The following is a 13,394-nucleotide window of genomic DNA, read 5'->3' as shown; positions in this document are numbered from 1 at the left end:
TGACGGACACTAAGACTCTTTAGCGTCAAACTCACACAAATCTTCGATCAGGCAAGATCCACAGCGCGGTTTGCGTGCCACGCAGGTATAGCGGCCGTGCAGGATCAACCAATGGTGGCAATCGACTTTAAAGGCGGATGGCACCACTTTAATCAGCTTGTCTTCGACTTCTTCGACATTTTTGCCGGGCGCGAAACGGGTGCGATTGCTGACGCGGAAAATATGGGTATCCACCGCAATGGTTGGCCAGCCAAAGGCGGTATTCAGCACCACGTTAGCGGTTTTGCGACCGACGCCAGGCAGGGCTTCTAATGCCGCGCGATCTTCCGGGACCTCACCAGCATGCTGTTCGATGAGAATGCGGCAGGTTTTGATCACATTCTCCGCTTTGCTGTTAAACAGGCCGATAGTTTTGATGTATTCCTTTACGCCATCCACGCCTAACGCCAGTACCGCTGCAGGGGTGTTGGCCACCGGATAGAGCTTTGCGGTGGCCTTATTGACGCTGACATCCGTCGCTTGTGCCGAGAGCAGCACCGCAATCAACAGCTCAAACGGTGAACTGAAATTCAGTTCCGTGGTGGGATGGGGGTTATCATCACGCAGGCGCGTGAGAATTTGCAGTCGCTTGTCCTTGTTCACACGGCCTTCCCGGTTTCGCCTTGCGGCGCGATTTCAGGTTCCGATGCTCGCAAGGCGGCGCGCTGCTTCATTTTCTGATCGATCAGATATTTACCCGCCAGCAGCATACCTAAACCGATAAACGCACCTGGCGGCAACATCGCCAGCAACATCGGTGAATCAAAATGAAAGACTTCAATGCGCAGTGCTTTGGCCCACGGCCCAAGCAGTTGGTCCGCGCCATTAAACAGCGTGCCACTGCCGATCAACTCACGAATCGAACCTAACGTCACCATCGCGCAGGTCGCGCCCATCCCAATGGCAAATCCATCCAGTGCGGAGAGCGGGATGCTGCTTTTCGACGCCACCGCTTCAGCGCGGCCCACCACAATACAGTTGGTCACGATCAGGGGGATAAAGATGCCCAATGACTGATACAGGCCGTATGCGTAAGCATTAATCAGCATCTGTACACAGCTCACCACCGAAGCGATGATCATCACGTAAATAGGGATGCGGATTTCAGCTGGCACCCAACGACGCGAAGCCGAAATAGCGCTATTGGTGATGGTCAGCACCAAGGTGGTGGCCAGGCCAAGGCCGAGGGCGTTAGTGGCGGTTGAGGTCACGGCCAGCAATGGGCACAGACCCAGCAACTGCACTAAGGCGGAGTTATTTTTCCACAGGCCACCAACCAGCAGGTTTTTCGCTTCACTCATGGTGCATCTCCACATTCAGGCAGCGAAGAGAGCTTCGCTGGCAACGTTTCAATCAGTAGTGCGGTGCGTTTGGTGGCATTGACCACCGCGCGCGGAGTAATGGTGGCACCGGTAAATTGATCAAATTCACCGCCATCTTTTTTCACCGCAAAGTTCTTGTCGTCGGCACCGTGCACCACTTTGCCGTTAAAGCTATTGATCCAGTCAGAAATACGCAGTTCGATCTTATCGCCCAGCCCGGGTGTTTCATGGTGTTCCACCACACGGACGCCCAATACTTTGCCGTGGAAATCAGCACCGACCAGCATCTGAATTGCACCAGAATAGCCGTCTGGCGCGGTGGTCTCAAGCGCCGCCGCGACAGGCTGATCACCTTTACGTGCCAGATAGAGATGATGCGGCTTGTTATTGCCTAACGCCGCCGCGTCGGTGACCAGAAAACACTCTTGCTGAATATGATTGTCATACATATCGGTGGGCACCACCTGATCGAGCAGGTTCTTTTGCTGCAGTGCCGTCTGATGCTCCACCGTGGGCTTGGTGACATAGTTCACCACAGCAGTCACACCGGTGGTGATTACCGCAAACGCCGCCAGCGTTATAGCATTTTTTCGAATAGCATCGAACATCTTTAATCCTTGCGATGGCCGTAAACGCGCGGCTGGGTGTAGTAATCAATCAGCGGTACGCAAATGTTCGCCAACAGAACCGCGAAGGCCACACCGTCTGGATAACCACCAAAACTGCGAATCAGCCACACCAGCAAACCAATCAGTGCACCATAAACCAGACGACCACGGTTAGTCGTCGACGCGGTGACCGGATCGGTGGCGATAAAGAACGCGCCGAGCATGGTCGCCCCGGAGAACAAATGAATCAGTGGCGAGTTGAGCGATTCTGGCGAGAACAACCAGCCAAGAGTGGCGCAGAACGCCAGCGATACGAGGAAACTGACGGGGATGTGCCAGCGAATGGCATTCTTCGCCAACAGCAGCATGCCACCCAGCAGATAGCCGAGGTTAATCCACTGCCAGCCTAATCCCGCCAGCACGCCGGTATAAATCGGCTCAGCCAGTAACTGCTCAGCACTGTGCCCGGCACGCAGGCCGGTTTTAAAGGTATCCAGCGGTGTGGCCTGACTGATGCCATCCACGCCGATTTGTAGCTGCTGCATGGTCTCACCGGCCAGTGTATGGTTGGTGAAGATCATGCTCAGAGAATCGAGCAAACCGGGTTTGATGGACTGCAAGGAATCCGGTGGCAACCAACTGGTCATCTGCACCGGGAAGGAGATCAGTAAGACCACATAACCGACCATCGCTGGGTTGAAAGGGTTTTGACCCAGACCGCCATACAGTTGTTTCGCGATGACAATGGCAAATACGGTGCCAATCACCACCAGCCACCAGGGCGCCAGCGGCGGCAGGCTGATGCCGAGCAGTAGCGCGGTGAGGAGGGCGGAGTTATCCGAGAGTGTCGGCACCACTGGCGTTTTGCGCAGACGCAAAATGGCGCCTTCAGTGATCCACGCAGTGGCGGTGGCGAGCAATACCTGAATCAGAAACCCCACGCCAAAGAAATACCACTGCGCGGCCATGCCCGGCAGCGCAGCCAGCACCACCAGCAGCATGATGTTGCCGGTGCTGCGGCGGTTATGGGTGTAAGGAGAACTTGCGATACGAAAAGCCATTTATTCCTCAGTCGTCGAAGGCTGCTGCTGCGCTTTACGCGCTTTGGCACGGGCGACCGCGGCAGCAATTGCCGCTTTACGTGGGTCGGCGGAGTCAGGAGAGGCAGCAGCCTCCACTTCAGAAGATGATTCAGGCGCGGCTTCAGCAGATGCAGAAGCTTGCTCGGCAGCTGCCGCAGCTTTCTTCGCTTTAGCGCGCGCAATGGCGGCTTCAACCGCTGCTTTGCGCGGATCGATTTCAGCAGCAGGTGCTGCGTGAGTACGTTCAGATGCTTGTGATGCGTCAGCAGGTTCAGAAGTCGGCACAGCTGCTGCAGCCGCTTTTTTCGCTTTGGCACGCGCAATGGCGGCTTCAACCGCAGCTTTGCGAGGATCCACTTCTGCAGCAGATGCTGCATCAAAAGGCTCAGGTGCTTGTGGTGCGTTAGCAGATTCAGAAGTCGGCTCAGCTGCCGCAGCCGCTTTCTTCGCTTTGGCACGCGCAATGGCGGCTTCAACCGCTGCTTTACGCGGATCGATTTCAGCGGCAGGTGCTGCGTGAGTACGTTCAAGCGCTTGTGCTGCGTCAGCAGATTCAGAAGTGGACTCAGCTGCCGCAGCCGCTTTCTTCGCTTTGGCCCGGGCAATGGCGGCTTCAACCGCAGCTTTGCGTGGATCGATTTCAGCGGTAGGTGCTGCATCAGCAGATTCAGAAGTCTGCTCAGCTGCCGCCGCTGCCTTCTTCGCTTTGGCTCGGGCAATGGCCGCTTCAACTGCCGCTTTACGCGGGTCCACTTCTGCAGCAGTTGCTGCATCAGAAGGCTCAGGTGTTTGTGGTACGTCAGCTGATTCAGAAGTTGGCACAGCTGCGGCAGCCGCTTTTTTCGCCTTAGCGCGCGCAATGGCGGCTTCAACCGCCGCTTTACGGGGATCAACTTCAGCGGCTGTGGCTGCATCAGCAAGCTCAGATACTTGTTCACCAGCCGCAGCCGCTTTCTTCGCTTTAGCACGCGCAATGGCCGCTTCAACCGCTGCTTTACGAGGATCAGCCTCAGCAACAGGTGTTTCAGCAACGTTGCCTACCGGTTGCTCAGTCACACCAGACTTCTTCGCTTTAGCACGCGCAATCGCGGCTTCAACCGCCGCTTTACGCGGATCGCCAGACTGGCGACTCAGCGCCTGCGTCTCTGACTGTTTTTCCGCCTGCTGAGCTAACGCCTGCGCATGGCGAGCCTCACGCTCGGCAGTTTCCTGTTCTGGAGTTTTGGCGGCACGCGCCTTCACGCGAGCAATCGCCGCGTCACGTTCACCCTGATCGCTACGTGCCACACGCTGTTTTGCTTCTTCATGACGCGCTTCACGCGCCAGTTTTTCCCGCTCTAAACGCGCCTGACGCGCTTCAAAGCGCGCTTTAGCTTCAGCGGTGCGCTTCGCTTCGAGATCGATGGCGCGCAACTCGGCCTTCTCCTGGCGGTAATATTGCACCAGCGGGATATTGCTGGGGCAAACGTACGCACAGGCACCGCACTCAATACAGTCATCGATGTTATGGGCGCGCGCTTTCTCATGATCGCCGCCCTGGCTGTACCAGAACAACTGTTGCGGCAACAGCTTCGCCGGGCAGGCATCCGCACAGGCACTGCAACGAATACAGGACTGTTCTTCTTCGTTATTGCCCATCTCACTGGCAGACGGTGCCAGAATACAGTTGGAGATTTTAACCAGCGGCACATTAAGTGATGGCAGCGTAAAGCCCATCAGCGGGCCGCCCATAATCACCATCTGCCGCGAACCTGGCGCAAAACCGACATGATGCAGAAGATGGCTCACCGGCGTGCCCAGACGTCCCCAAACGTTACGTGGTTGCGCAATGGCTTCGCCGGTCAGCGTGACGACACGTTCGGTAATCGGCTCGCCATCAATAATGGCGCGCTTTACCGCCCATGCGGTACCCACGTTCTGCATCAGCACGCCTATATCGGTGGAACGGCCGCCATGCGGGACTTCGACACCGGTAAGAATCTGCGTCAGCTGTTTGGCGCCACCAGACGGGTATTTGGTCGGTATCACGCGCAGTTGCAACTCGCGATCACCGCCCAAGGCCTGCTTCAGCGCCGCAATCGCTTCGGGTTTATTATCTTCGATGCCAATCAGCACGCGCTCTGCCTGCAATACCCAGGCGAGGATGCGACATCCCTCCAGCACTTCAGCCGCGCAGTCCTGCATCAGACGGTCATCGGCAGTGATGTAAGGTTCACACTCGGCGGCGTTGATAATCAGGGTTTTGACCCCGCGCAATCCGCCGCGCAGTTTAGTGGCGGTCGGGAAGCCTGCACCACCTAAACCGGCCACGCCGGCCTCATGGATACGCTTGACGACCTCTTCACGCGGCAGCGCGCGGAAGTCAGGTTGCGGATCGAGCGTAGTCCAGCGGTCTTCACCATCGGCACGCAGGAAAATACATAGCTCGGAAAGACCCGAAGGGTGCGCGGTCATATGTGGCGCAATCGCTTCGATGGTGCCGGAAGTCGGCGCGTGCACCGGCAGCATGCGTCCGCTGCCAAACGTCAGCGGTTGACCACGCAGAACGTGATCGCCAGGCGACACACAAATCTCGCCTTCATGGCCGATATGCTGTTTTAACGGAATGATGAATTGTTCAGGCAGCGGTAACTGGCTTAACGGCGTGCCGTTTGACTGGGTTTTCATCTCAGGTGGATGAATACCGCCCTGAAAATCCCACAGTTTTTCTTTGCGGAACAGTTTTAGCAGATTAAGCATGAGTTTCTACCGGGATCACCCGTACAGGAATGGTTTCGAGATCCCATTTCCAGTTGGCCGTGGTCGTGGCAACCGGACGCATTTCAATACAGTCAGTCGGGCAGGGAGCGACACACAAATCGCAGCCGGTACAGACATCGCTCAACACGGTATGCATGGCGCGGGTGGCGCCGACAATGGCATCCACTGGGCAAGCCTGAATACATTTGGTACAGCCGATGCAATTGGCTTCATCAATCCAGGCCACGGTGCGGATCGGTTCCTGCACTTCCTCACCGCCATCCAGCGGTTGCGGTTCAACGTTAAGCAGCGCGGCCAGCTTGAGCATGGTTTGCTCGCCACCGGGGGCGCATTTATTAATGGCTTCACCGTTATTCCCCACGGCATCGGCGTACGGGCGGCAGCCGGGATAACCACATTGGCCGCACTGACTCTGCGGCAGAATACTGTCGATCTGTTCAACGATCGGATCTTTTTCTACCTCGAATCGGCGCGAAGCGTAGCCGAGCAGGGCGCCAAAAACCAGGCCCAGCGCAGCAATAGCCACAATAGCAATCCAAATCGCGGTCATTAGAATTTCACCAGCCCGGTAAAGCCCATAAAGGCCAGCGCCATCAAACCTGCGGTGACTAATGCAATTGAGTTGCCCTTGAACGGCGCAGGGACGTTGGCCAATACCAGACGTTCACGCATACCGGCGAACAGCACCATCACCAGGGAGAAGCCGAGCGAGGCACTGAAGCCATAGACCGCAGCCTGCATAAAGGTATGGTTGAGATTGACGCTCAGTAAGGGGACACCCAGCACCGCACAGTTAGTGGTAATCAGCGGCAGAAAAATGCCCAGCAGGCGATAGAGTGACGGGCTGGTTTTGCGCACCACCATTTCGGTGAATTGCACCACCACGGCGATCACCAGGATATACGCCAGGGTACGCAGGTACACCAGATCGAGCGGCACCAGAATCAGATGGTTCACCAGCCAGGCGCAAATCGACGCCAGGGTGATCACGAAAGTGGTGGCGAGTCCCATGCCGATGGCCGTTTCCAATTTTTTTGACACGCCCATAAAGGGGCATAGGCCGAGAAACTTCACGAGGACGAAGTTGTTCACCAGCACAGTGCCAATAAAGAGAAGTAAGTAATCGGTCATTTTTTAACCTGGGAAGCCGAAAGGCGTCTATTATCCGGAATTGAGAGGTGCATCTCAACCTTTACACAAAATGTGTGGGTGTTGAGAGCACTCAGAATTAAATTCCTGACGAAACTCGCGCCGTTATGGCTGGATAAACGTCTCTTTCACACGTTGAGAGCGTTTGAAGTAGGGCACAAATACCGCCGCCGCCAGCAGTGACAACAGCAAGGTTTGAATGGCTTTGTTATCTGCCACCGGGGTGAACGCGAAGGTTTTCAACGCCAGTAACACCGTCATCAGTAACCACAGGATGTAATGACGCGGTAAACGGCGCGAACGTTTACAGAACATCCAGCAAACCCAAATACTGTAGACCCAAACCACGCCTGCGGTGAGCAGGGAAATCGCCCATTGCGTGAACAATTGGCTGGCATGAGTGAACAACGTGGTACGCAATTCAGTATCAAACAACGGGCTCAGATACATGGCCACAACCAGCGCACTGGTCAGCATCGTCATAATCAACCAGGCCAGCGGCAATAACAGCCAGCCAGCAATACGCGGCGGGTTTACCGATTCGGTCATCTTGCGGATCCTGTAGCGAAATTAAGAAGGCGTTGAATGTCCAAACGGGGCACGCCCGACATGGACAACGCTATAGTGCAGAAAAAGGTGGGGAAAACCCATTACATTACGTAGCGCCAGACCGATTTTGGCACGCGGCCCATATCGAAGAGGCGGCCGCCGGAAACCAGTTCAGCACGACGGTGATCGGCAGCGCGATACATATTGATGATGTCATTATCATCGGTCAGCGAATAATTGAGATGGTCGTAGAGTTTTTCCAGACTCTCAAGATTATTCACTTTGCGGAATTTCAACAGGTAATCTAGCGCAGTCATGATTGCCATTAAAAAATAGAAAACTGGGAAGTGCCCAAGTATAGGGAGCACGCGGCCAGAGTCCATACACCCGCGTTAAAAAAAATCAAAAATCAGACAACGTGAGCTAATTCGCTCATGAAAAGACACTTTTTCTTCATTTCATTATTTTAAACGCGCATTTCAGACTGAGATTAAGGCAAATTTAGCCCTGGCAGGCGGCAGGATGTGAAAAAAGCTCACACCTCAAACGCAAATGAAAGTAGTCATTCTTTTTTATGCTTAATGTGCTGATTTTCATTCTTATAAAACCTTTTTCAGGTCAATTTATCTCGAACAGTTCAGCAATTTCATGTACACGCTTTGAAACTGCAAATCACATAGTGTGCGAATAATCACAAAACTGATCATTGCTGCTGCTCGCACTCGATAACCATTCTTTACGCAACGTCTGTAATCGCTTCCAGTAGCCACCATCCTAACCGATTCTGTTTATTACATTTATTTAACCGCCATTGAAATAAATATCAGGCAAATTGTCCATATTGCTGGTACGACTTCTTCGCGGTTTAATTTCGTAACTCCTTTAATTCATTCTGTTTTGTGAGGTATGTCGCGCTTGTTTTTTTACTTTTACGCCAGGCTTAATCTGCGTTTTGTACCCCTACAGCACACTCCCTTCAGAGGAATGAAATTATGTGGAAACGTTTACTCTTAACCGCCATGGTCAGTTCAGCGCTCAGTACTTCGGTACTTGCCGCAGATATGACGGTGGGCTTCTCACAGGTTGGCTCGGAATCAGGCTGGCGTTCAGCGGAAACCAACGTGGCGAAAAGCGAAGCGCAAAAGCGCGGTATCACATTGAAAATCGCCGATGGTCAGCAGAAGCAGGAAAACCAAATCAAAGCGGTGCGATCGTTTATCGCGCAGGGCGTTGACGCCATTTTCATCGCGCCGGTAGTGCAGACTGGTTGGGAACCGGTGCTGGAAGAAGCCAAAGACGCCAAAATTCCGGTGTTCCTGTTAGACCGCGCCATTGTGGTGAAAGATAAGTCGCTGTACATGGCGGTGGTGACCGCAGACAACGTGCTGGAAGGCAAGTTGATCGGTGACTGGCTGGTGAAAACTGTCGGTGACAAGAAGTGCAACGTGGTTGAGTTACAAGGCACCGTGGGTGCCAGCGTAGCCATCGATCGTAAGAAAGGATTTGCCGACGCCATCGCGGGCCATAACAACATCAAAGTGATCCGTTCGCAGTCCGGCGACTTTACGCGCAGTAAAGGTAAAGAGGTGATGGAGAGCTTCATCAAAGCGGAAAACAACGGCAAGAACATCTGCATGGTGTATGCGCATAACGATGATATGGCAATCGGTGCCATTCAGGCCATTAAAGAAGCGGGTCTGAAGCCAGGCAAAGATATTCTGACCGGATCCATCGACGGTGTGCCGGATATTTATAAAGCGATGCTGGCGGGTGAAGCCAATGCCAACGTCGAGCTGACGCCAAATATGGCGGGTCCGGCTTTTGATGCGCTGGAGAAATTCAAAAAAGACGGCACGATGCCACCAAAAATCATCAAAACCGAATCGAAACTGTATCTGCCAGATTCCGCGCAGGCACAGCTCGACACCAAAAAAGGCATGGGTTACTGATCCCCGCAACCGCCCTTCGGGGCGGTTTTTCATGACGTAAGGCGAGGTAGAACCTGATGAGCACCGCAGATGCATCCGCACTCCTGACACTCAACGGTATCAGCAAAGGTTTCCCCGGCGTGAAAGCGCTGGATAATGTCTCATTCAGTATTCGCAAAGGCGAGATCATGGCGCTGCTGGGCGAAAACGGTGCCGGAAAATCCACGCTGATTAAAGTGCTGACCGGTGTTTACACCCGGGATGCCGGCACCATCACCCTGAATGGCAGTACCATTTCACCGCACAATACTGCCGATGCGCAGCAAATGGGCATCGGTACGGTTTATCAGGAGGTGAATCTCCTGCCAAATATGTCGGTGGCAGATAATCTCTACATCGGCCGCGAGCCGCGCCGCTTTGGCATGATCGACCGCAAGCGTATGGTGCGTGATGCCGATGCGCTGATGCGCAACTACGGTTTTGCGCTCGACGTGACGCGTCCCCTGGGCCATTACTCAGTCGCGATGCAGCAAATCATTGCGATTTGTCGCGCCGTGGATCTCTCCGCACAGGTGTTAATCCTTGACGAACCTACCGCCAGCCTCGATGCCAGCGAAGTTGAAATGCTGTTCACCCTGATGGCGCAGTTGAAAGCCAGAGGAATGAGCCTGATTTTTGTCACTCATTTTCTCGACCAGGTGTATCGCATCACCGATCGTATTACCGTTTTGCGCAACGGCCAGTTTATTGCCACGCGTGATACGGCATCATTGCCGCAAATCGAATTGATCAAACTGATGCTGGGGCGCGAACTGCTGGAGACCGCCTTGCAGCGTCAGGGCAGTACGCTGAAGAGCAATCAACCGGTTGTGTCATTTAAAGATTACGGCAAGAAGGGCACCATTGAACCTTTCGACCTCGAGGTGCGTCCGGGAGAAGTGGTGGGCTTAGCCGGCTTGCTGGGATCGGGGCGCACCGAAACCGCCGAGGTGCTGTTTGGTATCCGTCGTGCGGATCGGGGCACTGCCACCATCAAAGGCAAAGTGCAGCATATTCGGACACCGGCCAAAGCCTCCCATCTGGGGATGGGATTCTGCCCGGAGGATCGTAAAACCGACGGCATCATCGGTGCGGCTTCGGTGCGTGAAAATATTATTTTAGCGCTGCAGGCACAACGCGGCTGGCTGCGTCCGATTAAACGGCGTGAACAACAGGCAATCGCAGAACGCTTTATCAAAAGCTTGGGAATTCGCACGCCACATGCCGATCAGCCAGTGGAATTACTCTCCGGCGGTAATCAGCAAAAGGTGCTGCTGTCACGCTGGCTGGTGACGAAGCCGCAATTCTTAATTCTCGACGAACCGACGCGCGGCATTGATGTTGGTGCACATGCCGAGATCATTCGTTTGATTGAAACCCTGTGCGCCGATGGACTGGCGTTACTGGTTATCTCCTCTGAACTCGAAGAGCTGGTGGGCTATGCCGATCGCGTGTTGATCATGCGCGATCTGAAGCAGGTAGCTGAAATCCCGCTGGAGCAGCTGTCGGTGGCGTCGATTGTGAATGCCATCGCCGATGGAGGAGCACAACATGCTTGAATCCCCTATGACACATCCAAAACCTGAACGGCGTAAGCCGAAGTTACCGCCAGGCATGCCGCAAATCGTTGCGCTGATTCTGGTGCTGTTGGTGGATAGCCTGGTCGCAAACAATTTTTTTGCGGTGCATATCCAGGACGGTCGCCTGTTTGGCAGCCCGATTGATATCCTGAACCGCGCTGCCCCCGTTGCCCTACTGGCGATCGGTATGACGCTGGTGATTGCCACCGGCGGGATTGATTTGTCGGTAGGTGCGGTGATGGCGATCGCGGGGGCGACGGCGGCCACGTTGACCGTTGCGGGGCACAGCCTGAGTTTTATTATCCTCGCCACCCTTGGCACCGGCCTTGCCTGTGGCTTATGGAATGGCGTGCTGGTGGCGCTACTGAAGATTCAGCCGTTTGTTGCCACGTTGATATTGATGGTGGCCGGGCGCGGTATTGCACAGCTGATTACTCAGGGTCAGATTGTGACTTTTAACAGCGACAGCCTCGGTTGGTTTGGCAGCGGCTCGCTGTGGATGCTGCCGGTTCCGGTGTGGATTACGCTGCTGGTGGCACTGTTAGTGTGGCTGCTGACGCGAAAAACTGCCCTGGGCCTGTTTATCGAAGCGGTGGGGATTAACCTGCGCGCCGCACGTAATGCCGGTGTAAATGGCTGGTTAGTGGTGATGTCCACCTATGCGATCAGCGGTGTGTGTGCAGCAGTTGCAGGCCTGATCGTGGCAGCGGATATACGTGGCGCCGATGCCAACAATGCCGGTTTGTGGCTGGAGTTGGATGCCATTCTTGCCGTTGTGATTGGCGGTGCATCGCTGATGGGCGGGCGTTTTAATCTGGTGTTGTCGCTGGTTGGCGCGCTGATTATTCAGTCGATGAATACCGGTATTTTGCTGTCTGGCTTCCCGCCGGAGCTGAATCAGGTGGTGAAAGCGGTGGTGGTGATGTGTGTGCTGTTGCTGCAATCGCCGCGCTTTATCGCCATTCTGAAAGGGAGACGTCCAAAATGATTAAACGCCATCTGCCATTGATGATTACGCTGCTGGTGTTTGTCGCCGGTTATCTGTTCTGCCTGAGTCAGTTCCCTGGCTTTGCCTCGACGCGCGTGATCTGCAATATCCTGACTGATAACGCGTTTCTCGGCATTATCGCCGTGGGCATGACGTTTGTGATTTTGTCAGGCGGTATCGATCTGTCAGTGGGGGCCGTTATTGCCTTTAGCGGCGTATTTTTGGCGAAAATCATCGGTGATTATCACGTCGATCCGATTCTAGCCTTCGCGATTGTGCTGGCAATGGGGGCACTATTCGGTGCCATGATGGGTTGGCTGATTGATGCACTGAAGATCCCGGCCTTCATTATTACGCTAGCGGGGATGTTTTTCTTGCGCGGCTGCAGTTATCTGGTTTCCGAAAACTCGATTCCCATCGATCATCCGCTCTATTCCACGCTGTCGAGTCTGGCATGGAAGATCCCCGGTGGCGGGCGTCTTAGTTTGCTGGCGGTGATTATGCTGGTGGTAGTGATCGGCGGCATTATCCTCGCGCATCGCACGCGTTTTGGTAATCAGGTGTATGCCATCGGCGGCAATCTGACGTCGGCGCAGTTGATGGGTGTTTCGACACGCGCCACCACCATCAAGATTTATATGCTTTCCACCACACTGGCGACACTGGCGGGGATTGTGTTCTCGATTTATACCTCAGCAGGCTATGCCCTGGCAGGATTGGGCGTGGAACTGGACGCGATTGCCTCGGTGGTGATCGGCGGCACCTTGTTGTCCGGCGGTGTGGGCACGGTGCTCGGCACGTTGTTTGGGGTGTTGATCCAGGGTCTGATTCAGACATGGATTAACTTCGATGGCACGCTGAGTTCCTGGTGGACAAAGATCGCCATCGGTATTCTGTTGTTCGCATTTATCGCTTTGCAACGTCTGCTAACGGTAATGTGGGATCGCCAGAAGAATGCGCCGGTTAAGCGTTTAACTTCGTAGTTGTGAGCGTCATGTTTGTTTTGAGAGGTGCGCAAATTTGCGCACCTTTTTTGTTTTGGGGCTCCGATTCGGGGACGCGGTTTTTGGTGTTCAGATTTGTGGATGTTGGGTAGGGGTTGCAGGTTTTAACGCTCATATTTTTGAATGTTAGGTGGCGTTGCTGATGGTTCGGTGCCCGGCCCCCTAAAGGCCAGCCCGATCGCAAAGGAACCCCGCATCCATGCAGATCGGCCGCGCCATCCCTGGCGCAAACGCTTTGCTCTTCGGGCTGGCCTTTATGGGGCAATTGAGACTGTTATTGCTGTAGTCAGTGCAAGTATAGGAATGCTGCCAGGTTTATAAATCCGCCAAATCGTAGCGCTGTAAT

13 protein-coding genes are annotated in these 13,394 nt (G+C 54.5%); 4 read left to right on the top strand and 9 right to left on the bottom strand.

From position 1 onward, the window contains the following. Positions 1-9: 9 nt before the first annotated feature. From nth to ydgT, 9 genes are all read right to left on the bottom strand, one after another. Complete coding sequence (gene nth / locus ACCW76_RS01460) at positions 10-642, bottom strand: endonuclease III (RefSeq protein ID WP_038647237.1); 633 nt, start codon at positions 640-642, stop codon at positions 10-12. Next, positions 639-1,340, bottom strand: coding sequence for an electron transport complex subunit E (locus ACCW76_RS01455; RefSeq protein WP_038647235.1), 702 nt, complete (start codon positions 1,338-1,340; stop codon positions 639-641). The genes nth and ACCW76_RS01455 overlap by 4 nt, the downstream gene beginning before the upstream one ends. Continuing rightward, positions 1,337-1,969, bottom strand: coding sequence for an electron transport complex subunit RsxG (gene rsxG, locus ACCW76_RS01450; RefSeq protein WP_436337552.1), 633 nt, complete (start codon positions 1,967-1,969; stop codon positions 1,337-1,339). Before rsxG ends, ACCW76_RS01455 begins: the two co-directional genes overlap by 4 nt. Before the next feature lie 2 nt (positions 1,970-1,971). After that, positions 1,972-3,030 carry an electron transport complex subunit RsxD gene (rsxD, locus tag ACCW76_RS01445; protein ID WP_045834375.1) on the bottom strand — a complete coding sequence of 353 codons (1,059 nt, stop codon included), beginning with the start codon at positions 3,028-3,030 and terminating at the stop codon, positions 1,972-1,974. Continuing rightward, complete coding sequence (rsxC, locus tag ACCW76_RS01440; protein WP_436337551.1) at positions 3,031-5,790, bottom strand: electron transport complex subunit RsxC; 2,760 nt, start codon at positions 5,788-5,790, stop codon at positions 3,031-3,033. Then, positions 5,783-6,361 carry an electron transport complex subunit RsxB gene (rsxB, locus tag ACCW76_RS01435; RefSeq protein WP_436337550.1) on the bottom strand — a complete coding sequence of 193 codons (579 nt, stop codon included), beginning with the start codon at positions 6,359-6,361 and terminating at the stop codon, positions 5,783-5,785. Before rsxB ends, rsxC begins: the two co-directional genes overlap by 8 nt. Further along, the gene (rsxA, locus tag ACCW76_RS01430; RefSeq protein WP_034827413.1) at positions 6,361-6,942 is read right to left on the bottom strand and encodes an electron transport complex subunit RsxA; all 582 of its coding nucleotides are present in this window, start codon (positions 6,940-6,942) and stop codon (positions 6,361-6,363) included. The genes rsxB and rsxA overlap by 1 nt, the downstream gene beginning before the upstream one ends. Positions 6,943-7,065: 123 nt before the next feature. Next, positions 7,066-7,509: a DUF2569 domain-containing protein gene (locus ACCW76_RS01425; protein WP_034827411.1), complete on the bottom strand. Its 444-nt coding sequence runs from the start codon at positions 7,507-7,509 to the stop codon at positions 7,066-7,068. A gap of 101 nt (positions 7,510-7,610) precedes the next feature. Beyond that, positions 7,611-7,826, bottom strand: coding sequence for a transcription modulator YdgT (gene ydgT, locus ACCW76_RS01420; RefSeq protein WP_038647227.1), 216 nt, complete (start codon positions 7,824-7,826; stop codon positions 7,611-7,613). Positions 7,827-8,501: 675 nt separating this feature from the next. Between ydgT and ytfQ the strand changes: the two genes are divergently transcribed. The 4 genes from ytfQ to yjfF are packed head-to-tail and all read left to right on the top strand — an operon-like array spanning position 8,502 to position 13,027. Further along, the gene (gene ytfQ / locus ACCW76_RS01415; RefSeq protein ID WP_045816967.1) at positions 8,502-9,458 is read left to right on the top strand and encodes a galactofuranose ABC transporter, galactofuranose-binding protein YtfQ; all 957 of its coding nucleotides are present in this window, start codon (positions 8,502-8,504) and stop codon (positions 9,456-9,458) included. A gap of 56 nt (positions 9,459-9,514) precedes the next feature. After that, positions 9,515-11,035, top strand: coding sequence for a galactofuranose ABC transporter, ATP-binding protein YtfR (ytfR, locus tag ACCW76_RS01410; protein ID WP_045816966.1), 1,521 nt, complete (start codon positions 9,515-9,517; stop codon positions 11,033-11,035). Further along, complete coding sequence (gene ytfT, locus ACCW76_RS01405; RefSeq protein ID WP_436337549.1) at positions 11,028-12,044, top strand: galactofuranose ABC transporter, ATP-binding protein YtfT; 1,017 nt, start codon at positions 11,028-11,030, stop codon at positions 12,042-12,044. The genes ytfR and ytfT overlap by 8 nt, the downstream gene beginning before the upstream one ends. Beyond that, positions 12,041-13,027 carry a galactofuranose ABC transporter, permease protein YjfF gene (yjfF, locus tag ACCW76_RS01400; RefSeq protein WP_038647220.1) on the top strand — a complete coding sequence of 329 codons (987 nt, stop codon included), beginning with the start codon at positions 12,041-12,043 and terminating at the stop codon, positions 13,025-13,027. Before ytfT ends, yjfF begins: the two co-directional genes overlap by 4 nt. The last annotated feature ends 367 nt before the right edge of the window (positions 13,028-13,394 follow it).

It is taken from the genome of Pantoea sp. C8B4, assembly GCF_051336905.1.
Lineage (GTDB): Bacteria > Pseudomonadota > Gammaproteobacteria > Enterobacterales > Enterobacteriaceae > Pantoea > Pantoea rwandensis_B.
The sequence above is the reverse complement of the archived record's forward strand: the minus strand, read 5'-3'. Positions and strand labels throughout refer to the sequence as shown.